The following is a 25,531-nucleotide window of genomic DNA, read 5'->3' on the forward strand; positions in this document are numbered from 1 at the left end:
TGAATTCTTCGGGGTAACGCTGGTTGCTCATGGCACCTCCTGATGGGCCTCATTATGAGGCTTGAAGGTGTCTACGAAACTAGGGTCGATTCAGTACTCTCGGCGTTAGGACGAGCTACGTGACTGAGGAAGCCGGAATGCGGAGTCGCTCTGACCCTTCGCTCGCCAAAGGGCAGCGCTGCGATCAGATCACGCTGCTTGGCCCATTGGTAGAACCTCACAATTAGGTTCAGTCGCTTGTTCAGAGTGCTGGGATCTAGTTCCAACTCACCGCTCGACCAGTCTCTATACCGCGACAGGACGCTCAGGCCATCTGCCTGACTCTCCTCATTCCAGGCCAGACCATTGGCCTCGAGGAAGGCGAAGTAGTCGAACAGACGGCGTCCATAGGCCTCCCACGTCAGAGCACTGAGTGCCTCACCTGACTCGACTAGCGTGTGCCAAAGGAAAGATTGCGCCGGCTCCACTGGCCAACCGTCGGCGCCAACCAACAGAGGGAAACCTTCGAATGATCGACCCGCTACAGCAAGGTCTTTTGTTGCGAACACCAGCCTCATTTCACAGCCTTAAACACCATCCAGATGACTCCCCTTCAGAGGCTGGAATGTAATTTCTCAGGCTTCTATCAAGGTGGTGCGGACTGTAATTCATTTACTAACGGAAGCAATCCCTCAGATCGTTGTTGCTGAGCACCACGACCGGCAGGCCGTGTAGCTCGGGCCGAAAGAGGCGTTCGCAGCTGACATAGAAGTTATTGCAATCGACCAGGGCGTACATGGCCACCTCAGCGCCGGCGCAGCGCATGCAGGTTATGGGTCACTAGCCTCCACGACTCAGCCTCGCGATGAAGTCCTGCCGCTCGAAATGGCACTTATCCGGCAGCTGGCCGCTGAACAGTCGATCAATCATGCTCAGGGGCTGACGCTCGATTTCGCTTTGCGCCAGAGGCCACAGGTTCAGCACCTCCATCCACAACGCCATCCCGCACGTGGACACCCTGATCAAGGAATTCAAAAAGCCGGACAACGACTTCCGTATCGCCATTTCGGTCGACATGCTCGACACCGGCATCGACGTACCGGAAGTGGTCAACCTGGTGTTCGCCAAGCCGGTCAAATCCTGGGTCAAGTTCTGGCAGATGATCGGCCGCGGCACACGCCTGCGCCCCAACCTGTTTGGCCCCGGTAAACACAAAACCGAGTTCCTGATTTTCGACCACTACGGCAACTTCGATTTCTTCGAGCAGGAATATCAAGAGCCGGAAGACACCGGCAGCAAATCCCTGCTGCAAACCACCTTCGAAGCTCGCCTGGCGCTGGCCCAAGCCGCCCTACGCCACAACCATGCCGCTGCCTTTACCGCCAGCACATCAACAGCCAGATGTTCTGGGGCTTCGACTTCGACACCACCATGCTGCGCGTCTCCAGCATGAACATGATGCTGCACGGCGTGAACGGCGCGAACATCCGCTACCAGGACTCCCTGAGCAAATCCATCAAGGAGCACTACCCGCGTCAGGAGCAGGACTTCTTCGACGTGGTGCTGGCCAACCCACCGTTCAAAGGCAGCCTGGACGAAACCAACACCAACCCCGACGTGCTTGGCCTGGTGAAAACCAAGAAGACCGAGCTGCTGTTCGTCGCCCACATCCTCCGCTCGCTCAAGCTCGGTGGCCGTGCGGCGGTGATCGTGCCGGACGGTGTGCTGTTTGGCTCCTCCAAGGCGCACCAGCAACTGCGCCAGGAGCTACTCGACAACAACCAGCTCGAAGGCATCGTCAGCCTGCCCAGCGGTGTGTTCAAACCCTACGCCGGCGTCAGCACTGCCATCCTCATGTTTACCAAGGGCGGCAGCACCGAGCGTGTGTGGTTCTATGACCTGCAGGCCGACGGTTATTCGCTGGACGACAAGCGCACCGAGCTGAAAGGCGAGGGCAGCAACGACCTGCCCGACGCCATTGCCCAGTGGCGTAAATACCGGCAGATGGTCGAGGGCAGTATCAGCGCCAGCACCATCAACACCCTGTTTGGCGACAAGCGCAAAAAGGCTTTTGTCGTACCCGCAGAGGATATTGCTGCCAACAAGTACGACCTCTCCATCAACCGCTACAAGGAAGTGGAGTATCAGCAGGAAGCTTTTGAGGACCCGAAAGTGATTCTGCAGCGGCTTAAAGGTCTGGAGCAGGAGATTCTGGCGGATCTGGATGAACTGGAGGGGATGCTGTGAGTTGGCCCATAGTTAAGCTGGGGGAAATTTTCGATATCACGTCTAGTAAGCGGGTCCATGAAATTGATTGGCGCAATGAAGGTGTGCCATTTTACCGCGCAAGAGAGGTTGCTGTTCTTGCAAAGGAAGGTCGGGTTGATAATGACTTGTTCATTGATGAGTCAATGTACGAAGAATTTAAAGCCAAGTATGGCGTCCCTAAGGTTGGGGATCTGCTAGTTACAGCTGTTGGAACCTTGGGTAAGGTATATGCAGTCCAAGAGTCCGATCGATTTTATTTTAAAGATGCGAGTGTTATTTGGCTAAGGGCGAGGCAGGAGGTTGATGCGTCTTACAACCGCCTGGCCGGCTCCGTGGATATGTTGGCCCAGGCTGCCCTGCGCAGTCAGGATGAGATGACTCGCATCATCTCCAACGAGGTGCGCAGTTGCCTTACCTCTGGGCTCAAAAGCGCCACCAACAGCATGTCCGCCCGGATGGTCGCCGAGTTTAGCCAGCACGTCAGTGGCTCCCTGCGCACGGACGTGAATCTGTCCCAGAACCAGAACAATTGGACGGACAGCTTGCTGCAAACGCTGCAATCGCAGTTGCTGCCCGGCCTGCTTTCCGGCCTAGGTGATAAATCCGGCGGCACGGGCACCGTGATCACCAGCATGATGTCCGGCATGGCCGCGATACGATTCATCCCCAATCCCATCCTGCAGGTCGTGGCCACCATTCTGCCGAGCGTGCTTGGCGCCATTTTCGGCGGCATCGGTGAAGGGAAGAAACTTGAGCAGGCCAAGGAGGCCATTCGCACCCAAGTATTGCCATCGGTTGAGAGCCATTTGCGTCCTCAGCTTCTCGAATTCCTGCTCCAGGCCCAGGAGCAAATCGTGCAGTCGGTCTCCAAGGCGTTTGATGAGCGGATCGAGGCCGAGCTGGCAGGGGTCAGTGCCGAGCTGGGTGCGACCACTAGTGATCTTGAGCGGTTGCAGGCCCTGCACGGACAATTGCAGGCAGAGCACTCCGTACAAACGCAGCAATTGCGTGAGCGCACAAACGCTTATGCGGCACTGGCGCAAGCCCATAAATTGCAGCGAGGTGAGCTTGAGCAACTGCAGCGCGCGCATGCCTCTCTGGAGGACGCACATGCACAGCTGCAAGCCGCGCATCAGCGTCTTGAGGAGGAGCATGGACAATTGCAGGCCACAGCTGAGTTGGTCGAGCGCCGCTACCGGTTGGTCTGCAATATCCTCAACGGCAAGCCAGCCGAAAATCCCGCCCTGAGCGAGCTCAAGAGCTGGTTTGCGGGTGAATTCGCGCGGGATGTACAACGGCTTGAGTTGCCAGCCGATGTTACGAACATGGTGCTTGAGCAGGCCCAGTCCATCAGTCTGCATGTGGAATTGCTGAGCGACTCGCCCGCGCTGCGTACGAAATCCCTGGTGGCTGTGGCGGGTGGCTTCAGCAGCGGCAAGTCATCCTTTGTTACCAGCTTCATGCACAGGGAGCATTCGCAACTGCTGGCCAAGGGCATCCAGCCGGTCACTGCAATTCCCACCTACGTGATGCCTGGCCGTGAACTCTCCATCTACGGTCACACGCGTAAAGGGGCACATGTAGCGCTGACGAAGGACGAGTACGCTCAGTTGACGCATGACTTCATCGCCAACATGGGCTTCAACGTCAAGGAGGTCATGCCCCATGTGGTGATCGAGGCGCCGATGCCGGAGGTCCAGCACCTGGCCTTCATCGATATGCCGGGTTACGACCCTGCTGCTTCGGACACTGCGGACACCGCTGCCGACCATGGCATTGCCAGCGCCGTTCTGAGCGAGGCGGATGCCGTGATCTGGCTGGTTGCGCTGGATACCAACGGCACCTTGCCTGCCAACGACCTGGAGTTCCTGCTTCAGCATGCGGACGACAGACCGCTGTACGTGGTGCTCAACAAGGCTGATCTGCGCCCCATGTCGACCCTTCAGGATGTGATCGAAGAAATCAGGGACCACCTGGAGGACAGCGGCATCCAGTACGAGGGTATCTGCGCCTACAGTTCCACGCTCGGCAAGGAACTGTTGCATGAGGGCAAGAGCCTGAGTGAAGTCATGCAGGAATGGGATCATTCAACCGATGCGGCGCTGATGTTGTACAAGGAGTTTGAGACGATGGTCCAGACCCTGGATGAATATGCAAACCGACAACTGCATAAAGTCGAGAACGTCAACGAGCTGGCTCACTCGATTGAGTTGGATATCTTGCAGATGGTGGGGTCGGAATCCAAGGTATTCAGGGCGGCTCAAAATAGACTTGGGCAGTTGAAAGAGCTGGCAGAGAGCATTTTGGGTGTCGAGAAAAGCGAAGCCCATCAGCGGCTGGAAAATATGCGTATGCGTGGTCATCAACTCCTGCAAGACAATTTGAGAGCGGATTATCGGTCCCCAAGGCATGATGCGCTGGCATAGTCTGTGAGCGCGCTCATGGCACCGTCATGGGGCAGCAGGTGTCATGAGTGCGTGGTGCTGGTCAAAATGGAAACTGGTCGAGCTAAAGCAGAGCCGAAAGTTTGCCTATAAAACAGGCTTGGTTCGATCTGACCGTATCATTTGAGGTGGCCTTGCCTGGCTATATGGACGTTGTTCGTTGGCTATCTGTGCTTCTCTCTGGGACGCTGGAGCAGCGAACAAGGCAACTCACCTTCTACCAGTCGAGTGACTGTAGTCATGCAATATGTAGTGGTTGCTCTCAGCTCAGTAACGAGTTGCAGCCTAGACGCCAGCTTATGGCTAGCACTCAAAATTCTGGTTCGCCGAACGGGCGGGCCAGACTTGGGGGCACGGTTTAGGCACAGAATTGGCACAACCCGAAAACCAACCTAAATCGAGCTGTTCAGGCAGTGCTCATTTTCCGCTTCAAGCAGGGCTGATTGAATTCAAGGCGTAGCTGGGATGAGGGCAGGTTGATTTATCGTCTCTTATAAAACGCTTGATAAATCAATGAGATATGGCGCACCAGGCGGGATTCGAACCCACGACCCCCGCCTTCGGAGGGCGGTACTCTATCCAGCTGAGCTACTGGTGCGTATGTGTTGCGGCGGTCTATTTGACCATTAGCTGACACCCTTCTCAACTCGACGAGTATTGCCTTCGGAGGGCAGTACTCTATCCAGCTGAGCTACGGATGCGTTGCGGGGCGCAATCATACGCATCTCGGCCTTGGGCGTCCATGCCCGCCCCGTTCGCGATATCGAACGCAGGTGCAGAAGCCGTCGGTGCCTGTGCCGGCGCATCATGGCGTTGAATATTTCGTTAATTTTTTCGAACAGGCTCTTGCCCTTTACCCCCTTCGACCCTAGGATTCGTTTGAGATTTCAAACGGGCTGCTGGCTTATCCGGAACAACCGGCCTGGCGGCGGCTCTGAATCCTTGCGACAGGCGCCTGCGGCGCTTTCCGGGCCTTGCCCACGACTCCAACGAGCACACGCCGACGCCTGGGTGTCGGGACTGAAGGAGACTGCCATGCAACTGAAAGACACCCAGCTGTTCCGCCAGCAGGCCTATATCGACGGCCAGTGGCTGGACGCCGACAGCGGCCAGACCATCGCGGTGAACAACCCGGCCACCGGCGAGATCATCGGCCACGTGCCGAAGATGGGCCGCGCCGAGACCCGTCGCGCCGTCGAGGCTGCCGAGCGCGCCCTGCCGGCCTGGCGCGCGCTGACCGCCAAGGAGCGCGCCAACAAGCTGCGCCGCTGGTTCGAGTTGCTGATGGAGAACCAGGACGACCTCGGCCGCCTGATGACCCTGGAGCAGGGCAAGCCGCTGGCCGAAGCCAAGGGCGAGATCGCCTATGCCGCCTCCTTTATCGAGTGGTTCGCCGAGGAAGCCAAGCGCGTCTACGGCGACGTGATTCCCGGCCACCAGCCGGACAAGCGCCTGATCGTGATCAAGCAGCCGATCGGCGTCACCGCGGCCATCACCCCGTGGAACTTCCCTGCCGCGATGATCACCCGCAAGGCCGGCCCGGCGCTGGCCGCCGGCTGCACCATGGTGATCAAGCCGGCCTCGCAGACGCCGTTCTCCGCCCTGGCCCTGGTCGAGCTGGCCGAGCGCGCCGGCATCCCGAAAGGCGTGCTCAGCGTGGTCACCGGCAGCGCCGGCGAAGTCGGCGGCGAGCTGACCAGCAACCCCATCGTGCGCAAGCTCTCCTTCACCGGCTCGACCGAGATCGGTCGCCAGCTGATGGCCGAATGCGCCCAGGACATCAAGAAGGTGTCGCTGGAGCTGGGCGGCAACGCGCCGTTCATCGTCTTCGACGACGCGGATCTGGACGCCGCGGTGGAAGGCGCGCTGATCTCCAAGTACCGCAACAACGGCCAGACCTGCGTTTGCGCCAACCGCATCTACGTGCAGGACGGCGTCTACGATGCCTTCGCCGAGAAGCTGATCGCCGCCGTGGGCAAACTGAAGATCGGCAACGGCCTGGAAGACGGCACCACCACCGGCCCGCTGATCGACGGCAAGGCCGTGGCCAAGGTGCAGGAACATATCGAGGACGCCGTAGGCAAAGGCGCCAAGCTGGCCCTGGGCGGCAAGCCGCACGCACTCGGTGGCACCTTCTTCGAGCCGACCATCCTGCTCGACGTGCCGAAAACCGCCGCGGTGGCCAAGGAAGAGACCTTCGGCCCGCTGGCGCCGCTGTTCCGCTTCAAGGACGAGGCCGAGGTGATCGCCATGGCCAACGATACCGAGTTCGGCCTGGCCTCCTACTTCTATGCCCGCGACCTGGGCCGCGTGTTCCGCGTGGCCGAGGCGCTGGAGTACGGCATGGTCGGCATCAACACCGGGCTGATCTCCAACGAAGTGGCGCCGTTCGGCGGGGTCAAGGCCTCGGGACTGGGCCGCGAAGGCTCCAAGTACGGGATCGAGGATTACCTCGAGATCAAATATATGTGCCTGGGCGGCATCTAGTCGCCGCTGCGCTCGGCCGGGCGTTGCTGGCGGAACCGGGAAAATGCTCGTTGGCCACGGCCAACTGCACTTTCCCGATCCCGCCGTCTGGCCCGGCCATCGCTCGCTACGCGCCTAGCGCTTTGCTCTAGGCTGTAACGGGCCCGAATTCACCGAGCCCCCGCGGCCGCGGCAGTCGATCATCGCATGCTGCCCTGGCCAACCCGGGGGCGTTTCATCCTTCACCTGCGCCGCGATGACGGCCATGAGGACACCATGAGCAAGACCAACGAATCCCTGATGCAACGCCGCACCGCCGCCGTTCCGCGTGGCGTGGGGCAGATCCACCCGATCTTCGCCGCCAAGGCCGAGAATGCCACCGTGACCGACGTCGAGGGTCGCGAATTCATCGACTTCGCCGGCGGCATCGCCGTGCTCAACACCGGTCACCTGCACCCGAAGATCATCGCCGCGGTGCAGGAGCAGCTGACCAAGCTGACCCACACCTGCTTCCAGGTGCTGGCCTACGAGCCCTACGTGGAAGTGGCCGAGAAGGTCGCCGCGCGCGTGCCGGGCGACTTCGCCAAGAAGACCCTGCTGGTCACCACCGGCTCCGAGGCGGTGGAAAACGCGGTGAAGATCGCCCGCGCCGCCACCGGCCGCGCCGGGGTGATCGCCTTCACCGGTGGCTACCACGGCCGCACCATGATGACCCTGAGCCTGACCGGCAAGGTCAACCCCTACTCGGCCGGCATGGGCCTGATGCCCGGCGGCGTGTTCCGCGCCCAGTATCCCTGCGCGCTGCACGGCGTCAGCGTCGACGACGCCATGGCCAGCATCGAGCGCGTCTTCAAGAACGATGCCGAGCCGCGCGACATCGCCGCGATCATCATCGAGCCGGTGCAGGGCGAGGGCGGTTTCTACGTCGCGCCGAAGGAATTTATGCAGCGCCTGCGTGCGCTGTGCGACCAGCACGGCATCCTCTTGATCGCCGACGAGGTGCAGACCGGCGCCGGGCGTACCGGCACCTTCTTCGCCATGGAGCAGATGGGCGTGGTCGCCGACCTGACCACCTTCGCCAAGTCCATCGCCGGCGGCTTCCCGCTGGCCGGGGTGTGCGGCAAGGCCGAGTACATGGACGCCATCGCCCCCGGCGGCCTGGGCGGCACCTATGCCGGCAGCCCGATCGCCTGCGCCGCGGCCCTGGCGGTGATGGAGGTGTTCGAGGAGGAGAAGCTGCTGGATCGCTCCAAGGCGGTCGGCGAGCGCCTGGTCACCGGCCTCAAGGCCATCGCCGCCAAGCACAAGGCCATCGGCGACGTGCGCGCGCTGGGTTCGATGATCGCCGTCGAGCTGTTCGAGAACGGCGACCTGCACAAGCCGAACGCCGCGCTGACCGCGCAGGTGGTCGCCAAGGCCCGCGAGAAGGGCCTGATCCTGCTGTCCTGCGGCACCTACGGCAACGTGCTGCGCGTGCTGGTGCCGGTGACCGCGCCGGACGCCCAGCTGGACAAGGGCCTGGCGATCATCGCCGAATGCTTCGACGAGCTGGCCTGACGTTTCCACGCCGTCCGGATGCTGTACCCAAGACCCGCGCAAGCGGGTCTTCTTGTTTGGGGGCTCCCGCAACCCCTGGGGAAGTTCTGAAAAAGCCATTCATCGTCACTCCCGCACAGGCGGGAGCCCAGGGACTGCAGGTTCTGGATTATTCCCCTTCGGGCCAGCGCAAGCGCTGTTCAGCGATAAAGCTGCTGTCCCGCCTGCGCGGGAATGACGGCTATTGCAGAGCTTCCCCAGGCCCGGTGCCTGGCGCGGGGGTGTTCCCGGATTGCATCCGGCTGCAGGTCCCTCGGCTCCGCAAGCATCGCGGCTAAAGCCCCTCGCACGATCCGGGGCATTTTCTCCACGGATAAAAAAGCCCGCACGAGGCGGGCCAAAGGGTGACAAGCAACAGGAATCCTTACTTGGCCTGCTCGAAGATCACGTAGACCTTGCGGCAGGCTTCCAGCACTTCCCAGGTGCCGGAGAAGCCGGCGGGGATGACGAAGCGGTCGCCGGCGCGCACGGTCTTGGCGTTGCCCTCGGCGTCGCGCAGTACCGACACGCCCTGGAGAATCTCGCAGTATTCGTGCTCGGTGTAGTTCACCGTCCACTGGCCCACCGCGCCCTCCCAGATGCCGGCGTTGAACTGGCCGCAGGGGCTGGCGTAGTGGTTGCGCACGCTCTGCTCGGGGTCGCCCTTGAGCACTTTCTCCGGCGCCGGGCGGTAGTGTTCGGCGGCGCTGGCGGCCTGGGCGAAGTCGAGGATCTGCTCGATTTTCATCTTCTGCTTTCCGTGGGTGGGGGTCAGTGGGCGGCCTGGCGGATGGCGTCGGCGAGCTTCTCCACCAGGCTGTCGATATGCGCCTTCTCGACGATCAGCGGCGGCGACAGGGCGATGGTGTCGCCGGTCACCCGCACCAGCAGGTCGTCCTGGTAGCAGCGCTCGAACACCTGGTAGCCGCGTTTGCCGGCACCGGCCTCGCTCGGCGCCAGCTGCACGCCGCCGACCAGGCCGACGGCGCGGATGTCGATGACGTTGGGCAGCTCGCGCAGGCTGTGCAGGCCGTCCTGCCAGTAGCCTTCCAGCTCGATGGCCTGTTCGAACAGACGCTCGTCCTGGTAGATATCCAGGGTCGCCAGGGCGGCGGCGCAGGCCACCGGATGGCCGGAGTAGGTGTAGCCGTGGAACAGCTCGATGCCGTCCGGGCCCTGCATGAAGGCGTCATGGATTTTTTCATCGACCAGCACCGCGCCCATGGGGATGGCGCCGTTGGTCAGGCCCTTGGCGCAGGTGATGATGTCCGGGGTGACGCCCCAGCGCTGCGCGGCGAAGGCCTGGCCGACGCGGCCGAAACCGGTGATCACCTCGTCGAAGATCAGCAGGATGCCGTGCTTGCGGGTGATCTCGCGCAGGCGCTGCAGGTAGCCCACCGGCGGCAGCACCACGCCGGCCGAGCCGGACATCGGCTCGACTATCACCGCGGCGATGTTCTCAGCGCCGTGCAGGGTCACCAGGCGCTCCAGCTCCTCGGCCTTGTCCACGCCGAACTCGGGCAGGCCGCGGCTGAAGGCGTTGCGGGCGATGTCCAGGGTGTGCGGCAGATGGTCGACGCCCGGCAGCTGCAGGGGGAAGGCGCGGCGGTTGTTGACCATGCCGCCGACCGAGATGCCGCCGAAGCCGACCCCGTGGTAGCCCAGCTCGCGGCCGATCAGGCGGGTGCGGCTGCTCTGGCCGATGGCGCGCTGGTAGGCCAGGGCGATTTTCAGCGCGGTGTCGGCCGACTCGGAGCCGGAGTTGGTGAAGAACACCTTGTTCAGCCCGGCCGGGGCGATCGCCGCCAGGCGGCTGGCCAGCTCGAACGGCAGCGGGTGGCCCATCTGGAAGGTCGGGGCGAAATCCAGCTTGGCGATCTGCCGGCTCACCGCCTCGGTGATCTCGCGCCGGCCATGGCCGGCGTTGCAGCACCACAGCCCGGCGGTGCCGTCCAGAACCTGGCGCCCGTCGCTGGCGGTGAAGTACATGCCCTCGGCGCTTTCCAGCAGGCGCGGCTTGGCCTTGAACTGGCGATTGGCGGTAAAGGGCATCCAGAAATCGTCGAGCCGGGTGTTGTCTATTGTCATGTCAGCTACCGAAGCGCGAGGTGAGGAGGGTGCGCGTGGCGGCAGTCTATGTTTAATAAAACGAACATGACAAGGGGGTTTTCCTGGCCTTTGTCAAAAATATTGAAAAGGTGCAGCCCTCTGGTTTAGTGTGGCGCACAGGATTTGGCCACTTCGCTGGCCTTGCAGAATTATTTACAGTGCGCGCCTCGGCGAGGCGCCACCTCCACCCCTAGAGGATGCCGGAATGACTAGCCTGACTCGTGCCGACTGGGAACAGCGCGCCAAGACCCTGACCATCGAAACCCGCGCCTTCGTCCACGGCCAATACCGCCCGGCGGAGTCCGGCGCCACCTTCGAGTGCATCAGCCCGGTGGACGGCCGCCTGCTCGGCCTGGTCGCCAGCTGCGACGTCGCCGACGCCGAGATCGCCGTGCGTGACGCCCGCGCCGCCTTCGACTCCGGCGCCTGGTCGCGCCTGGCGCCGGCCAAGCGCAAGCAGGTGATGATTCGCTTCGCCGAGCTGATCGAGCAGCACGGCGAGGAGCTGGCCCTGCTGGAAACCCTGGACATGGGCAAGCCGATCAGCGACTCGCTGAGCATCGACGTCGCCAGCGCCGCCAACGCCCTGCGCTGGAGCGGCGAGGCGATCGACAAGATCTACGACGAAGTGGCCGCCACCAGCCACGACCAGCTGGGCCTGGTGACCCGCGAGCCGGTCGGCGTGGTCGCCGCCATCGTGCCGTGGAACTTTCCCCTGCTGATGACCTGCTGGAAGCTCGGCCCGGCGCTGTCCACCGGCAACTCGGTGGTGCTCAAGCCGTCGGAAAAATCGCCGCTGACCGCCATCCGCATCGCCCAGCTGGCCATCGAGGCCGGCATCCCGGCCGGGGTGTTCAACGTGCTGCCGGGCTTCGGCCACACCGTGGGCAAGGCCCTGGCCCTGCATATGGACGTCGACACCCTGGTATTCACCGGTTCGACCAAGATCGCCAAGCAGCTGATGATCTACGCCGGCGAGTCGAACATGAAGCGCGTCTGGCTGGAGGCCGGCGGCAAGAGCCCGAACATCGTCTTCGCCGACGCCCCGGACCTGCAGGCCGCCGCCGAGGCCGCCGCCAGCGCCATCGCCTTCAACCAGGGCGAGGTGTGCACCGCCGGCTCGCGCCTGCTGGTGGAAAACTCGATCAAGGACAGGTTCGTGCCCATGGTGGTCGAGGCGATCAAGGCCTGGAAGCCGGGCAACCCGCTGGACCCGGCGACCAACGTCGGCGCCCTGGTCGACACCACCCAGCTGAACAACGTGCTGGGCTACATCCAGGCCGGCCACGACGACGGCGCCAAGCTGGTGGCCGGCGGCAAGCGAGTGATGGAAGAAACCGGCGGCACCTACGTCGAGCCGACCATCTTCGACGGCGTGAGCAACGCCATGCGCATCGCCAAGGAGGAAATCTTCGGCCCGGTGCTGTCGGTGATCGGCTTCGACAGCGAGGAGGAAGCGGTGGCCATCGCCAACGACACCGTCTACGGCCTGGCCGCGGCGGTGTGGACCAGCAACCTGTCGCGCGCCCACCTGGTGGGCAAGGCCCTGCGCGCCGGTAGCGTGTGGATCAACCAGTACGACGGCGGCGACATGACCGCGCCGTTCGGCGGCTTCAAGCAGTCCGGCAACGGCCGCGACAAGTCGCTGCACGCCTTCGACAAGTACACCGAGCTGAAGGCCACCTGGATCAAACTCTGACACCGCGTCACGGGCGGCCGCTGGCCGCCTGAAGGTCCGCCCTTCGGGGCCGGCTCCCCGCGAGCCACACCTGCGGCCGGGTTCCCCTGGAACCCGGCCGCCTTGCATTTGCGCGCCGGGCACTGCGACCGGCGCCGCGCGCGCCATGGACTGGAGTGGAACGATGAACTGGATGACCTATTTCGCCGTCAGTGCGGCGGTGGTGATAGTCGGCCTGGCGCTGGGGGTGACCCTGCCGCTGGTGTCCCTGCGTCTCGAGGCCTGGGGCTACGGGCCCTTCGCCATCGGCGTGATGGCGGCGATGCCGGCCATCGGCGTGCTGCTCGGCGCGCGCCTGACCGGCCGCCTGGCCGGCTGGTTCGGCTCGCCGCAGACGCTGCGCCTGTGCCTGCTGGCCAGCGCGGTGTCGGTCAGCCTGCTGGCGGTGTGGCCGAGCTACCCGCTGTGGCTGCTGCTGCGCCTGCTGATCGGCGTGTCGCTGACCGTGGTCTTCGTGCTCGGCGAGAGCTGGATCAACCAGCTGGTGGAAGATCGCCTGCGCGGCCGCCTGGTGGCGCTGTACGGCACCGGCTTCGCCCTGAGCCAGCTGTGCGGGCCGCTGCTGCTGACCGCCCTGGGCACCGCCAGCGACCGCGGCTTCTGGGTCTCCGCCAGCCTGCTGGTGGCCGGCAGCCTGCTGCTGATCGGCCGCACGGGGGCGCCGGCGGTGGATGCCCACAGCGCCTCGGGCAAGGGCCTGGGGCTGTTCTGCCGCAAGTTGCCGGCGATTGCCTGGGCGGTGGTGCTGTTCGCCGCGTTCGAGGCCATGGTGCTGACCCTGCTACCGGTCTACCTGCTGCGCGAGGGCTTCGCCCAGCAGATGGCGCTGATCATGGTCAGCACCGTGGTGGTGGGCGACGCCGCGCTGCAGCTGCCGATCGGCTGGCTGGCCGACCGCGTGCCGCGGCAGGCGCTGATGCGCGCCTGCGGGGTGATACTGCTCGGCTCCAGCCTGTGCATCCCGGCGGCGCTGCACACGCCGCTGATCTGGCCGCTGCTGCTCAGCTTCGGCGCCAGCGCCGGCGGCCTCTACACCCTGTCGCTGATCCTGGTCGGCCAGCGCTACCGCGACGATGCGCTGGTGCGCGCCAATGCCCATATCGCCCTGCTGTGGGGCGTCGGCTGCCTGCTCGGGCCGCTGTCCACCGGCGCCGCCAGCCAGTGGCTGAGCGGCCACGCGCTGCCGCTGCTGATGGCCCTCGGCGCGCTGGTGTTCATCGTCCTGGCCTGGCGCCGCGGTGCCTTCAGCGAGGTCGAAACGGGCAACGAGGCCATGCCGGGGGCCGCCCCGCGCTGATTCATGGGGCTTCGGCGAGCAGCTCGGCGATGGTCGCGCCGACCTGGCGCACGGCTGCCTCGATGGCCGCGCTGGGCGGCTCGGCGTAGTTCAGGCGGATGCAGTTGCGGTACTTGCCGGCGGCGGAAAAGATGCTGCCCGGCGCCACCTGGATCTTGTGCGGCAGCAGCGCGCGGTTGAGCCGCTGGCTGTCGAAGCCGCTGGGCATCTCCACCCACAGCATGAAGCTGCCCTGCGGCCGGCTGGCGCGGGTGCCCGCCGGAAAGTAGCGGCACACCCAGTCCACCATCAGGTCACGGCTGCGCAGGTACTGGGCGCGCATGCGCCGCAGGTGCGGCTCGTAGTGGCCGGCCTCGAGGAACTCGGCCAGCGCCAGCTGCGGCAGCTGGGCGGTGCTGCCGGTGCCCAGGTACTTCATGTGCAGCACCTGTTCCAGGTAGCGCCCAGGGGCGATCCAGCCGACCCGCAGGCCCGGCGCCAGGGTCTTGGAGAAGGAGCTGCAGAGCAGCACGCGGCCGTCCTCGTCATAGGACTTGATGGTGCGCGGGCGCGGGTAGGCGTAGGCCAGCTCGCCGTACACGTCGTCCTCGATGATCGCCACGTCGTGGCGCTGCGCCAGCTGCAGCAGGGCGCGCTTGTTGGCCTCGGGCATGATGTAGCCGAGCGGGTTGTTGCAGTTCGGGGTGAGCTGGATGGCCTTGATCGGCCACTGTTCCAGGGCCATCTCCAGGGCCTCGAGGTTGATCCCGGTGAGCGGGTCGGTGGGCAGCTCCAGGGCCTTCATGCCGAAGCCCTTGAGCGCCTGCATCACCCCGTGGAAGCTCGGCGAGTCCACCGCGACTATGTCGCCGGGCTGGCAGATGGCGCGGATCGCCGCCGACAGCGCCTCGTGGCAGCCGGTGGTGATCACCAGGTCCTCGGCGGGGATGCGGCAGCCGGAATCGAGCAGCAGCCGCGCGATCTGCTCGCGCAGGCGCAGCTCGCCGCGGATGCAGCCGTAGGTCAGCACTTCCGGGTCCTGGCGCCGCGCCTGGCGCGCCAGCATGCGCAGCAGCGGTTTCAGCGTCGGGCTGCCGATATCCGGGCGGCCGCGGCCGAGCTGCAGCAGCTCGCGTTGCGGCGAGCTGCTGATCAGCGCCAGCACGTGGTCCCACTGCGACACCTCCACCGGCCGCTGCGCCGCCCGGCTGACCTGCGGCAGCGCCGGCACCTGGCGCTCGGCCGGGACGAAGTAGCCGGACTTCGGCCGCGGCGTGGCCAGGCCCTGATCCTCCAGATGGCGGTAGGCCTGCTGCACCGTGCTCAGGCTGACGCCGTGCTCCTGGCTGAGGCTGCGCACCGAGGGCAGGCGGTCGCCGGGACGGTACAGGCCCTGCTCGATGCGCGCGCCGAGCAGTTCGGCCAGATTGAGGTAGAGGGTCATGACAGTTGCCTCGTTCAGGAATGCAGCGACCGGTACAGATGCCGGCGAAAATTCCGATTCAGCCAGGATTCGGCGAAAACTGTATGGAGTAAATAAGGTTTTATTGAATCTGTCATGGCTTTTCTCCCCGGGTCATCCTGAGCTCCCATGGGCACTGGCTGCAGGAGAAGGCGATGAACGGCTTCAGCGAGATAGGTATCGACAGGGCGCGGCGGGCTGCGCCGCCACAGGCGACGGGCGCGCTGCGTCATTTCGGTCGCGACTGGCCGGCGTTCTGGCGCCGCCTGCACACCCGCCGCGCCCTGCTGCGGCTGAACGAGCGCCAGCTCGCCGATATCGGCCTGAGCCGCGCCGAGGCCGAGCGCGAGGCGCGCCTGCCGTTCTGGCGGCTGTAGCGCCTCAGAGCCTGTTCAAAGTCTCGCGAGCTAGAGCAATGCAAGGCAGAAACAGGCGAGGAAGCGGAGTTTACGAGCTGTAAATGAGCATTCCGAGCCTGTTTCTAACGCAGCAGTGCCGACGCGCAGCAGACTTTGAACAGGTTCTCAGGCCGCGGCATGCTCCTTGCGCCAGCTACCGGGCGGCTGCCCGTAGTGCTGGCGGAAGGCGCGGTTGAGCGCGGCCTCCGAACCGTAGCCGATGTCGTAGGCGATCTGTGCCAGGCTGCGCCCTTCGCGCAGCTGGGCGGCGGCCAGTTGCAGGCGCCAGTGCGCCAGGTAGCGGATCGGCGGCTGGCCGATCAGGCGGCTGAAGCGTTCGGCGAAGGCCGAGCGCGACAGGCCCACGGCGCGGGCCAGGGCCTCGGTGGTCCAGTGTTCGGCCGGTTGCCGGTGCAGCAGCGCCAGGGCCTTGCCCACCTGCGGGTCGCACAGGCCGGCGAGCCAGCCGTGGCGGTCGCTCGGCAGCGCTTCCAGGTAACGCCGCACCGCCTCGATAAACAGCAGCTCGGCCAGCTTGTTCAGTGCCGTGCCGGCGCCCTGACGCTGGCCGGCGCTTTCCACCGCGGCGAGGCGGAAGGCCTGCTCGATCCAGGCGCCGCCGGGGCTGTTGCCGACCTGCAGCTTGAGCACGCTGGGCAGGGTCTGCACCAGCGGGTTGTCCGGCACCGCGCAGCCGAGAAAGCCGCAGATCAGGTGGGTCCTGGCGCCGCCGCCGCCGTGACGCAGGCTGGCCAGGCCGCTGCCCTGAGCGGGCGACTGGATCAGGTGGTCGATCACCCGCGCCGGCAGCCCGCTGGCACTGGCCAGCAGGTGCGGGTCGTTGCGCGGCAGCAGGACGATCTCGCCGGCTTCCAGCGGCAGCAGCGGGGCGTCGTCTATCCCCAGCAGCAACCGTCCGTCGAGCACGTAGTGATAGGCCATCAGGTGCGCCGGCTGGGTGCCGGCCAGGCGGCAGTCCTCGGCGTTGACCTGGGCACGGATGCACCAGGGCGCGCTGAATTCGGCGTGCAGGAAGGCCCCGGCCGACAGGTGGACGGCGGCGAGCACGTGAGAGAGTGCGTCCATTGATCCTCCGGGCGGCGGCTGGATCAAGAATGACGGCGGCCGGGCTATATCCGTCCCTCCCGGTCCCTCTTACCGTAGCACCGGTGTGAAGCCGCAGCCCGGCAGTCGGCGGCGTCCGCGATGACCGGTACACAACCAGCAGAGGACAGCCATGAACAGCCTGCGCGACAACCTGGGCCTGAGCCTGAGCGGCGCCGACCCGCACAGCCTGGAACACTACGAAAGGGGGCTGGCCCAGTTCCAGTGCTATGCCGGCGATCCGCTCGCCGCGGTCGAGGCGGCCCTGGCGCTGCGTCCGGACTTCGTCATGGCCCATGTCCTGCGTGCCTACCTGCACCTGCTGGGCACCGAGCCCGAGGGCCTGGCGGTGGCGCGGCAGTGCCTGCAGCAGGCCCAGGGCCTGCCGGCCGATGCCCGCGAGCGCGGCCACCTGGCCGCCATCGTGGCGCTGCTCGACGGCCACTGGAGCCGCGCCGGGCTGATCCTCGAAGACGTCGCCATCGAGGCGCCACAGGACATCCTGGCCCTGCAGGCCGGGCACCAGGTGGACTTCTTCAGCGGCCACTCGCGCATGCTGCGCGACCGCATCGCCCGCGCCCTGCCGCACTGGCGGATGGGCATGCCCGGCTACCACGCGCTGCTCGGCATGTACGCCTTCGGCCTGGAGGAGAACGGCGACTACGCCGCGGCCGAGGCCACCGGGCGCAGCGCGGTGGAGCTGCAGCCGCGCGACGGCTGGGCGCAGCACGCCGTGGCCCATGTGCTGGAGATGCAGAACCGCCAGCGCGAGGGCATCGCCTGGATGCGCGGCAACCAGCAGCACTGGACCGGCGACAGTTTCTTCCAGGGCCACAACTGGTGGCACCTGGCGCTCTACTACCTGGATCTGGGCGAGGTCGACGAGGCGCTGGCGCTGTTCGACGGGCCGATCTTCGGCGCCCGTTCGAGCCTGGTGCTGGATCTGGTGGACGCCGCCGCGCTGCTCTGGCGCCTGCACCTGCAGGGCGTCGAGCTGGGCTCGCGCTGGCAGGCGGTGGCCGACGGCTGGGCGCCGCTGGCCACGGCCGGCCAGTACGCCTTCAACGATGCCCACGCGATGATGGCCTTCGTCGGTGCCGGCCGCGACGAGGCCGCCGCGGCGCTGCTCGCCGCGCAGCACCGGGCCCTGCAGGGCGACGCCGACAACCGGCGTTTCACCGCCGAGGTCGGTCAGCCGCTGTGCCTGGCGCTGCAGGCGTTCGGCCAGGGCGAGTACCGCCGCTGCGTCGAGCTGCTGCGGCCGATCCGCTCCATCGCCCAGCGCTTCGGCGGCAGCCACGCGCAGCGCGACCTGCTCGACCTGACCCTGCTGGAAGCGGCCCTGCGCGGCGGCCAGCTGGCCCTGGGCCGGGCGCTGGCGGCCGAACGCCTGCAGGCCAAGCCGCACAACGGCGTGGCCCGGCGCTACAGCCAGCGCGCCGCCGAGCTGGCGGCCTAGGGGGTGAGCCGGGTCTAATGTCGTGCACAGAAGAATCGGCCTCGTCACCCCCTCTCCCGGTTACGGGAGAGGGGATGGGGCAGAGGGTGGGCAATGAGCACAAAACTCGTTGGCCCCCCTCCCTGAGGCTATGTCTGCGTTAAGTGTTGGTGGGCAGAGGCCGTAGGGTGGGCTTTAGCCCACCAGCGGTGGTTGGCCTGGGCTAAAGCGGATCGCCGCCCGGCGCACCCTACGCCGGCCGGCCGGCGCTTCCAGCGCGCCCTCTGTAGCCCGACTGCAATCCGGGGACATCCTCGGCCGTCCCGGATGGCATCCGCGCCAGGCGCCGACCTACAGCAATTCCTTCAACCGATGCCAGGCCATGCCGAGGGCCAGCAGTGGCGAGCGCAGGTACTTGCCGCCGGGGAAGGTCATGTGCGGCACCTTGGCGAACAGCTCGAAGCCGCGGCTCTCCTGGCCGGCGATGGCCTCGGCGAGCAGCTTGCCGGCCAGGTGGGTGGCGTTGACCCCGTGGCCGGCGTAGGCCTGGGCGTGGAACACGTTGGCCTGATCCTTGAGCCGGCCGATCTGCGGCAGGCGGTTGGCGCCGATGCCGATCATGCCGCCCCACTGGTAGTCGATGCGCACGTCGGTCAGCTGCGGGAAGACCTTGAGCATCTTCGGCCGCATATAGGCGGCGATGTCCGCCGGATCGCGCCCGGAATAGTGGCAGGCACCGCCGAACAGCAGGCGCCGGTCGGCCGAGAGGCGGTAGTAGTCCAGCGCCACGCGCTGGTCGCACAGGGCCATGTTCTGCGGAATGATCGAACGCGCCTGGGCCTCGGACAGCGGCTCGGTGGCGATCACGTAGCTGCCGGCCGGCAGCACCTTGCCGCTCAGGGTCGGTTCCAGGCCGTTGATATAGGCGTTGCAGGCCAGCACCAGGTACTTGGCGCGCACCTGTCCGCGGGCGGTGTGCACGCGCAGCTCGCGGCCGTAGTCGATGCGCGTCACCGGCGAGTCCTCGAACAGCTGCACGCCCAGGCTCGCGGCCGCCGCCGCTTCGCCCAGGGCCAGGTTGAGCGGGTGCAGGTGACCCGAGCCCATGTCGATCATGCCGCCGACATAGTTGTCGGAGCCGACCACCTCGTGCATCTGCTCCGGCTGCAGCAGGCGCAGCTGGTGGCGGTAGCCGAGGCTCTCCAGCTCGGCCTTGTCCTCGGCGAAACCGGCCAGGTGCTCGGGCTTGTTGGCCAGGTCGCAGTAGCCCCAGGTCAGGTCGCAGTCGATCTGGAACTCTTCGACGCGCCGGCGCACCAGCTCCACCGCCTCCAGGCCCATCAGCTTGAGCTCACGCACCCCATCCCGGCCGATCACGTTCGCGAACTGCTCGACGCCGTGGCCGACGCCGCGGATCAGCTGGCCGCCGTTGCGCCCGCTGGCGCCCCAGCCGATCTTGCGCGCCTCCAGCAGCGCCACCGTCAGGCCCTTGCGCGCCAGCTCGATGGCGGTGTTCAGGCCGGAATAGCCGCCGCCGACTATACACACGTCCACCTGCAGCTCGCCGCCCAAAGGCGGGTAGGCGAGCTGGCGATTGACGCTGGCGGCGTAGTAGGAGGCGGCGTGCTGGGGGCCGTGAACCGGCTGGTGAACGCGGGCGTTCATGTGTGAAATCCTGATTTTTGTGTGTGGAAAATTCAACGCAGCATAAGCGCGGAATCTGCATGGCGCCAAGGGGGCCGCCGGAAAAATCAATGCAGGAGCGGCCTTAGCCGCGGCCATGACGCGCCGATTCGCGGCTGCAGTCGCTCCTGCAGCACCTGCCCGCGTGGCGCAGTACACTGCCGGCATCGTTTTCCGGATGCCCGAGCATGAGCTGCACCGACCGCAAGATCGACCACCTGCGCCGGCAGATCCCGCGCTTCGCCTGCGTGCCCGGCTGCCACGACTGCTGCGGGCCGGTCACCGCCTCCGCGGAGGAACTGGCGCGGTTGCCGGTGAAGAGCGAGGCCGAACACGACGCGGCGCTGGCCGCCTACAACTGCGTGCATCTGGGCCCGCAGGGCTGCCAGGTCTACGAGCAACGCCCGCTGATCTGCCGGTTGTTCGGCACCACGCCGAACCTGCCCTGTCCGCACGGTCGCGGCCCCGAGCAGCCGATCGAGCCGGCGGTGGAGCGCCAGGTGCACCGGCTGATCGCCAGCACCCGCCAGCGGCTGGTGTAGAGCCAGGTGCACCACCTGATCGCCACGACCCGCCAGAGGCTCTTGTAGGGTGGGCTTTAGCCCACGCTGACCGCCGTTGGTGGGCTAAAGCCCACCCTACGGGGCCTTTGCACCAGCTAGTAGGGTGGATAACGCGAAGCTTATCCACCAATAGGGGCTCTAACGTGTTGCACGACCATGGTGGAAAACGCTTCGCGGTTTCCCATCCAGCTTGTTTTTCAACTTGGGGCTTGTCGCTTGCAGCTTGTCGCCGCCTTATTCCGGCACCGGCAGCGCCAGCGACTCCTTCACCTCTTCCATGACGATATAGCTCTTCGACTCGCGCACGTGCGGCAGCTTGAGCAGGATGTCGCCGAGCAGCTTGCGGTAGCTGGCCATCTCGTTGATCCGTGCCTTGACCAGGTAATCGAAGTCGCCGGACACCAGGTGGCATTCGAGCACGTGCGGCAGCTTGAGCACGGCGCGGCGGAATTCCTCGAAGGTGTCGCCGGACTTGTAGTCCAGGCTGATCTCGACGAACACCAGCAGGTTGGCCTTGAGGTGCTGCGGATTGAGCCGGGCGTGGTAGCCCATGATGATCCCCTCGCGCTCCAGGCGGCGTACGCGCTCGGTGCAGGGCGTGGTGGACAGGCCCACCCGCTCGCCCAGTTCGGTGAAGCTGATGCGCCCGTCCTCCTGCAGGATGCGGAGGATGTTGCGGTCGATCTTGTCCAGTTCGCGACGACTCTGATGCTGGGTTCTCATGGGGAATCCGCCTCTGTAAAAGCGATTTTTGCCAAGAATTCTCGCCAAATATAGCTGTGTATATGGTGAAAAGCACTGCACGGCTCTCCCTATACTGCGCCCCAACGACAACTCTGGTCTTGGACGTCCGTGCCCTGGCGCGGCGGGGAGAAAAGCATGCGTGTTCTGGTTCTCGGCAGTGGTGTGATCGGTACCGCCAGTGCGTACTACCTGGCCCGTCAGGGCTTCGAGGTGGTGGTGGTCGACCGCCAGAACGGCCCGGCCCTGGAAACCAGCTTCGCCAACGCCGGCCAGGTCTCCCCCGGCTACGCCTCGCCCTGGGCCGCCCCGGGCATCCCGCTCAAGGCCATCAAGTGGCTGCTGCAGAAGCACGCCCCGCTGGCGATCAAGGCCACCGGCGATATCGACCAGTACCTGTGGATGGCGCAGATGCTGCGCAACTGCACCGCCAGCCGCTACGCGGTGAACAAGGAGCGCATGGTGCGGCTGTCCGAGTACAGCCGCGACTGCCTCGACGAGCTGCGCGCCGAGACCGGCATCGCCTACGAAGGTCGCCAGCTCGGCACCACCCAGCTGTTCCGCACTCAGGCCCAGGTCGATGCCGCGGCCAAGGACATCGCCGTGCTGGAAGCCTCCGGCGTGCCCTTCGAGCTGCTCGACCGCGACGCCATCGCCCGCGTCGAACCGGCCCTGGCCGGGGTCAAGCACAAGCTGGCCGGCGCCCTGCGCCTGCCCAACGACCAGACCGGCGACTGCCAGATGTTCACCACCAAGCTGGCCGAGATGTGCATCAAGCTGGGGGTGGAATTCCGCTTCGGGAAGAACATCCAGCGCCTGGACGCCGTCGGCGACCGCATCAACGGCGTGTGGATCGACGGCAAGCTGGAAACCGCCGACCGTTATGTCCTGGCGCTGGGCAGCTACAGCCCGCAGCTGCTCAAACCGCTGGGCGTGCGCGCGCCGGTCTACCCGCTCAAGGGCTACTCGCTGACCGTGCCGATCACCAATGCCGAGATGGCGCCGACCTCGACCATCCTCGACGAGACCTACAAGGTGGCGATCACCCGTTTCGACGGCCGCATCCGCGTCGGCGGCATGGCCGAGATCGCCGGGTTCGACCTGAGCCTCAACCCCAAGCGTCGCGCCACCCTGGAAATGATCACCGCCGACCTCTATCCCGAGGGCGGCGACCTCAAGCAGGCCGAGTTCTGGACCGGCCTGCGCCCGGCCACCCCGGACGGCACGCCGATCGTCGGCGCCAGCGCCTACCGCAACCTGTTCCTTAATACCGGCCACGGCACCCTGGGCTGGACCATGGCCTGTGGCTCCGGTCGCCTGCTGGCGGATCTGATCGGCAACAAGCGCCCGCAGATCAGCGCCGAAGGCCTGGATATCTCGCGTTACTCGGGCAAGACCCGCGAGCTCGAGGCTGCGCCGCAGCCGCTGCGCACCTGATAGGCTGCGCGTCCCGTAATCCAAGGAGCTTTACCCCTATGTCGATCCAGCGCCTGCATGTGGAAAAACGCTACAGCGAAGTGGTGATCCACAACGGCACCGTCTACCTCGCCGGCCAGCTGGCCGACGATTACAGCGGCGACATCCGCCAGCAGACCCGCGAGACCCTGGCCAATATCGACCGCATGCTGGCCGAGGCCGGCAGCGACAAGAGCAAGATTCTCTCCGTGACCATCTACCTCAAGGACATGGACGCCCACTACGACGGCCTCAACGCCGAGTACGACGTCTGGGTCGCCGAAGGTGCCGCGCCGGCGCGCGCCTGCGTCGAGGCGAAGATGTACAAGCCCGAGGTGTTGGTGGAGATGATGGTGGTGGCGGCCCTCTAAGGCGGCCACCCTCCGGACCGTCGTGGAGCGACGTCAAAAATTTCTCCCGGAATTTTTTGTGTTGGCTTTTCGCCCGGCTGTCCCGCCGGGCTTTTTTTGACTGGTAGCGCGTAGCCCGGATGGCATCCGGGCTGCGCCAAACACCTCGCCTCGGCGAAGCATCGAGAGACCGCGAACCATGCGTCCCGCCCGTGCCCTGATCGACCTCGACGCCCTGCGTCACAATTACCAACTGGCTCGCGAACTGAGCGGCGCCCGCGCCCTCGCCGTGGTCAAGGCCGATGCCTACGGGCACGGCGCGGTGCGCTGCGCCCAGGCCCTGGAGCGCGAGGCCGACGGCTTCGCCGTGGCCTGCATCGAGGAGGCGCTGGCCCTGCGCGAGGCCGGCATCCGCGCGCCGATCCTGCTGCTGGAGGGCTTCTTCGAGGCGGCCGAGCTGGCGCTGATCGAGCAGCACCAGCTGTGGTGCGTGGTCCACGCGCTGTGGCAGGTCGAGGCCATCGAGCAGGCGAGTCTGGGCACGCCATTGAATGTCTGGCTCAAGCTGGACTCGGGCATGCACCGCGTCGGCCTGCACCCGGCCGACTACCAGGGCGCCTACCGCCGGCTGCTGGCCAGCGGCAAGGTGAGCAAGATCGTGCTGATGAGCCACTTCGCCCGCGCCGACGAGCCCGACTGCCCGCGCACCGCCGAACAGCTGGCAGTGTTCCAGCAGGCCCGCGAGGGCCTGGCCGCCGAGGTCAGCCTGCGCAACTCGCCGGCCGTGCTCGGCTGGCCACAGGTGCCCAGCGACTGGGTGCGCCCCGGCATCATGCTGTACGGCGCCACCCCCTTCGAGCAGGCCCAGGAGCAGGCGGTGCGGCTCAAGCCGGTGATGACCCTGGAGTCGAAGGTCATCAGCCTGCGCGAACTGCCGGCCGGCGAGCCGGTGGGCTACGGCGCGCGCTTCGTCAGCGAGCGACCGACCCGTGTCGGCGTGGTCGCCATGGGCTATGCCGACGGCTATCCGCGCCACGCGCCGACCGGCACGCCGGTGGCGGTGGACGGCCAGCTGACCCGGCTGATCGGCCGGGTGTCGATGGACATGCTCACCGTCGATCTCACCGACCTGCCGCAAGCCGGCCTCGGCAGCCGCGTGGAGCTGTGGGGCAAGCAGGTGCTGGCCAGCGACGTGGCCCTGGCCGCAGGCAGCATTCCCTATCAGCTGTTCTGCAACCTGCGTCGGGCGCCGCTGCTCTATCTCGGCGGCTGAAACGGGCGGTGTAGGCGAGCGCGAACGCCAGTGTTGTAAATTCCGAACGCTGTGCCATGATACGGACACTTTTTCCGCATCTGCCCCAGGGGGGACACCAGCATTGGACGTCGGCGTTCGACTGCAATCGATTCGTAAGCTCAAAGGCCTTTCCCAACGTGAACTCGCCAAGCGTGCGGGGGTCACCAACAGCACCATCTCGATGATCGAGAAGAACAGCGTGAGCCCTTCGATCAGCTCGCTGAAGAAGGTGCTCGGCGGCATCCCCATGTCGCTGGTGGAGTTCTTCTCCCTCGACCTGGAGCAGGAGAACCAGGCCCAGGTGGTCTACCGGGCCTCCGAACTGACCGATATCTGCAGCGGCGCCATCACCATGAAGCTGATCGGCAAGGCCCATCCGAGCCGTGCCATCGCCTTCCTCGACGAGACCTACCCGGTCGGCGCCGACACCGGCGACGAGATGTACGCCCACGAGGGCGAGGAGGCCGGCATGCTGGTGGAAGGCAAGCTGGAACTGACCGTGGGCAGCGAGGTGTTCATCCTCGAGCCGGGCGACAGCTACTACTTCGAGAGCAGCAAGCCGCACCGCTTCCGCAACCCCTTCGACGCGCCGGCGCGGCTGATCAGCGCCACCACACCGGCGAATTTCTGATCAATAACCCTGCGACAATCTGGGTTGTTTCGGCCCGGGCGGCTTGCCGTTATACTGTCGCCCGCTCGCGAAACCGTGGCCGCGGGCGTGACTAGCCACGAAGAGGGTGTACCGTGAATCTGATGAAGAAAATGCTGGTGGCACCGGCTGCCGTATTGGCCCTGTGGGCAGTGACTGCTCAGGCCACGACTGATGAAGCCATCGCCGAACGCCTCAAGCCGGTCGGCGAAGTGTGCATCATGGGCGAAGAATGCAAGGGCGTCGGCGCCGTTGCCGTGGCCGCCGGCGGCGCGCGCAGCACCGACGACATCATCGCCAAGCATTGCAACGCCTGCCATGGCGCCGGCGTGCTGGGCGCGCCGAAGATCGGCGACACCGCCGCCTGGAAAGAGCGCGCCGACCACCAGGGCGGCCTCGACGGCATCCTGGCCAAGGCCATCTCCGGCATCAACGCCATGCCGCCGAAAGGCACCTGCGCCGACTGCTCCGACGACGAGCTGCGCGACGCGATCAAGAAGATGTCCGGTCTGTAAGACCCGGCGCTCGATAAAAAACCG

At 65.7% G+C, this 25,531-nt stretch carries 21 protein-coding genes, 1 tRNA gene and 3 pseudogenes; 15 read left to right on the top strand and 10 right to left on the bottom strand.

What is annotated here, in order from left to right:
- Positions 1 to 77 precede the first annotated feature (77 nt).
- The 3 genes and pseudogenes from ACIGFL_RS13480 to ACIGFL_RS13490 form a co-directional block, all read right to left on the bottom strand.
- Positions 78 to 557: pseudogene (locus ACIGFL_RS13480) on the bottom strand (site-specific integrase); the annotation flags it as partial.
- Positions 558 to 675: 118 nt separating this feature from the next.
- Positions 676 to 777 (bottom strand): annotated as a pseudogene (locus tag ACIGFL_RS13485) (hypothetical protein); the annotation flags it as partial.
- A gap of 42 nt (positions 778 to 819) precedes the next feature.
- The gene (locus ACIGFL_RS13490; protein ID WP_397497520.1) at positions 820 to 969 is read right to left on the bottom strand and encodes a hypothetical protein; all 150 of its coding nucleotides are present in this window, start codon (positions 967 to 969) and stop codon (positions 820 to 822) included.
- Here ACIGFL_RS13490 and ACIGFL_RS13495 point away from each other — a divergent pair.
- The 3 genes and pseudogenes from ACIGFL_RS13495 to ACIGFL_RS13505 all read left to right on the top strand — a co-directional run.
- Positions 965 to 1,381, top strand: a pseudogene (locus ACIGFL_RS13495) (helicase-related protein); the annotation flags it as partial. The gene ACIGFL_RS13490 and the pseudogene ACIGFL_RS13495 sit on opposite strands and share 5 nt — an antisense overlap.
- Entirely contained in the window at positions 1,381 to 2,226 is an 846-nt protein-coding gene (locus tag ACIGFL_RS13500; protein WP_397497521.1) for a class I SAM-dependent DNA methyltransferase, read from the top strand. The pseudogene ACIGFL_RS13495 and the gene ACIGFL_RS13500, both read left to right, overlap by 1 nt.
- Positions 2,223 to 4,673: a dynamin family protein gene (locus tag ACIGFL_RS13505; protein WP_397497522.1), complete on the top strand. Its 2,451-nt coding sequence runs from the start codon at positions 2,223 to 2,225 to the stop codon at positions 4,671 to 4,673. The genes ACIGFL_RS13500 and ACIGFL_RS13505 overlap by 4 nt, the downstream gene beginning before the upstream one ends.
- A 539-nt stretch (positions 4,674 to 5,212) precedes the next feature.
- On the opposite strand, the gene ACIGFL_RS13510 is transcribed toward ACIGFL_RS13505, so the two are convergent.
- Positions 5,213 to 5,289: transfer RNA gene (locus ACIGFL_RS13510), tRNA-Arg, on the bottom strand.
- Between the two features lie 437 nt (positions 5,290 to 5,726).
- Between ACIGFL_RS13510 and gabD the strand changes: the two genes are divergently transcribed.
- Together gabD and gabT are read left to right on the top strand one after the other, a co-directional pair.
- A complete protein-coding gene (gabD, locus tag ACIGFL_RS13515) occupies positions 5,727 to 7,178 on the top strand; it encodes an NADP-dependent succinate-semialdehyde dehydrogenase (RefSeq protein ID WP_397497523.1) in 1,452 nt (483 codons plus the stop codon).
- Between the two features lie 255 nt (positions 7,179 to 7,433).
- Positions 7,434 to 8,714: a 4-aminobutyrate--2-oxoglutarate transaminase gene (gene gabT, locus ACIGFL_RS13520; RefSeq protein WP_397497810.1), complete on the top strand. Its 1,281-nt coding sequence runs from the start codon at positions 7,434 to 7,436 to the stop codon at positions 8,712 to 8,714.
- Between the two features lie 403 nt (positions 8,715 to 9,117).
- Here the strand turns inward: gabT and ACIGFL_RS13525 are convergent, their stop codons facing one another.
- Together ACIGFL_RS13525 and ACIGFL_RS13530 are read right to left on the bottom strand one after the other, a co-directional pair.
- Positions 9,118 to 9,480 (bottom strand): cupin domain-containing protein, encoded by a 363-nt coding sequence (locus ACIGFL_RS13525; RefSeq protein WP_397487147.1) that lies wholly within the window; start codon positions 9,478 to 9,480, stop codon positions 9,118 to 9,120.
- 23 nt (positions 9,481 to 9,503) lie between these two features.
- Positions 9,504 to 10,820: an aspartate aminotransferase family protein gene (locus ACIGFL_RS13530; RefSeq protein ID WP_397497524.1), complete on the bottom strand. Its 1,317-nt coding sequence runs from the start codon at positions 10,818 to 10,820 to the stop codon at positions 9,504 to 9,506.
- Between the two features lie 226 nt (positions 10,821 to 11,046).
- On the opposite strand from ACIGFL_RS13530, the gene ACIGFL_RS13535 reads away from it, so the two are divergent.
- On the top strand, positions 11,047 to 12,540 hold the full coding sequence (locus tag ACIGFL_RS13535) for an aldehyde dehydrogenase (RefSeq protein WP_397497525.1): 1,494 nt from the start codon (positions 11,047 to 11,049) through the stop codon (positions 12,538 to 12,540).
- A 163-nt stretch (positions 12,541 to 12,703) separates the two neighbouring features.
- On the top strand, positions 12,704 to 13,876 hold the full coding sequence (locus ACIGFL_RS13540; RefSeq protein WP_122109466.1) for an MFS transporter: 1,173 nt from the start codon (positions 12,704 to 12,706) through the stop codon (positions 13,874 to 13,876).
- 1 nt (position 13,877) lies between these two features.
- Here the strand turns inward: ACIGFL_RS13540 and ACIGFL_RS13545 are convergent, their stop codons facing one another.
- Positions 13,878 to 15,299 (bottom strand): PLP-dependent aminotransferase family protein, encoded by a 1,422-nt coding sequence (locus tag ACIGFL_RS13545; RefSeq protein WP_397497526.1) that lies wholly within the window; start codon positions 15,297 to 15,299, stop codon positions 13,878 to 13,880.
- Positions 15,300 to 15,472: 173 nt separating this feature from the next.
- Between ACIGFL_RS13545 and ACIGFL_RS13550 the strand changes: the two genes are divergently transcribed.
- Complete coding sequence (locus tag ACIGFL_RS13550; protein ID WP_397487142.1) at positions 15,473 to 15,694, top strand: DUF1127 domain-containing protein; 222 nt, start codon at positions 15,473 to 15,475, stop codon at positions 15,692 to 15,694.
- A 147-nt stretch (positions 15,695 to 15,841) separates the two neighbouring features.
- On the opposite strand, the gene ACIGFL_RS13555 is transcribed toward ACIGFL_RS13550, so the two are convergent.
- A complete protein-coding gene (locus ACIGFL_RS13555) occupies positions 15,842 to 16,801 on the bottom strand; it encodes an AraC family transcriptional regulator (protein WP_021445351.1) in 960 nt (319 codons plus the stop codon).
- A 151-nt stretch (positions 16,802 to 16,952) separates the two neighbouring features.
- Here ACIGFL_RS13555 and ACIGFL_RS13560 point away from each other — a divergent pair, with 151 nt between their 5' ends.
- Positions 16,953 to 18,278, top strand: a complete 1,326-nt coding sequence (locus ACIGFL_RS13560) for a tetratricopeptide repeat protein (protein ID WP_397497527.1) — start codon at positions 16,953 to 16,955, stop codon at positions 18,276 to 18,278.
- Positions 18,279 to 18,608: 330 nt separating this feature from the next.
- Here the strand turns inward: ACIGFL_RS13560 and ACIGFL_RS13565 are convergent, their stop codons facing one another.
- Positions 18,609 to 19,922: an FAD-binding oxidoreductase gene (locus ACIGFL_RS13565; RefSeq protein WP_122109461.1), complete on the bottom strand. Its 1,314-nt coding sequence runs from the start codon at positions 19,920 to 19,922 to the stop codon at positions 18,609 to 18,611.
- A 206-nt stretch (positions 19,923 to 20,128) separates the two neighbouring features.
- On the opposite strand from ACIGFL_RS13565, the gene ACIGFL_RS13570 reads away from it, so the two are divergent.
- Positions 20,129 to 20,482, top strand: coding sequence for a YkgJ family cysteine cluster protein (locus ACIGFL_RS13570; RefSeq protein WP_397497528.1), 354 nt, complete (start codon positions 20,129 to 20,131; stop codon positions 20,480 to 20,482).
- A 255-nt stretch (positions 20,483 to 20,737) separates the two neighbouring features.
- On the opposite strand, the gene dadR is transcribed toward ACIGFL_RS13570, so the two are convergent.
- On the bottom strand, positions 20,738 to 21,226 hold the full coding sequence (gene dadR, locus ACIGFL_RS13575) for a transcriptional regulator DadR (RefSeq protein WP_013713454.1): 489 nt from the start codon (positions 21,224 to 21,226) through the stop codon (positions 20,738 to 20,740).
- 156 nt (positions 21,227 to 21,382) lie between these two features.
- On the opposite strand from dadR, the gene dadA reads away from it, so the two are divergent.
- The 5 genes from dadA (at position 21,383) to ACIGFL_RS13600 (ending at position 25,507) form a co-directional block, all read left to right on the top strand.
- The gene (dadA, locus tag ACIGFL_RS13580) at positions 21,383 to 22,681 is read left to right on the top strand and encodes a D-amino acid dehydrogenase (RefSeq protein ID WP_397497529.1); all 1,299 of its coding nucleotides are present in this window, start codon (positions 21,383 to 21,385) and stop codon (positions 22,679 to 22,681) included.
- A gap of 38 nt (positions 22,682 to 22,719) precedes the next feature.
- Positions 22,720 to 23,070, top strand: a complete 351-nt coding sequence (locus ACIGFL_RS13585; RefSeq protein WP_397497530.1) for a RidA family protein — start codon at positions 22,720 to 22,722, stop codon at positions 23,068 to 23,070.
- Positions 23,071 to 23,248: 178 nt separating this feature from the next.
- A complete protein-coding gene (gene alr / locus ACIGFL_RS13590; RefSeq protein WP_397497531.1) occupies positions 23,249 to 24,322 on the top strand; it encodes an alanine racemase in 1,074 nt (357 codons plus the stop codon).
- A gap of 103 nt (positions 24,323 to 24,425) precedes the next feature.
- Positions 24,426 to 24,974 (top strand): cupin domain-containing protein, encoded by a 549-nt coding sequence (locus ACIGFL_RS13595; protein ID WP_031303843.1) that lies wholly within the window; start codon positions 24,426 to 24,428, stop codon positions 24,972 to 24,974.
- 113 nt (positions 24,975 to 25,087) lie between these two features.
- Complete coding sequence (locus tag ACIGFL_RS13600) at positions 25,088 to 25,507, top strand: cytochrome c5 family protein (protein WP_021445827.1); 420 nt, start codon at positions 25,088 to 25,090, stop codon at positions 25,505 to 25,507.
- Positions 25,508 to 25,531 lie beyond the last annotated feature (24 nt).

This window comes from Pseudomonas sp. NPDC077649 (genome assembly GCF_044542855.1).
GTDB lineage: Bacteria > Pseudomonadota > Gammaproteobacteria > Pseudomonadales > Pseudomonadaceae > Aquipseudomonas.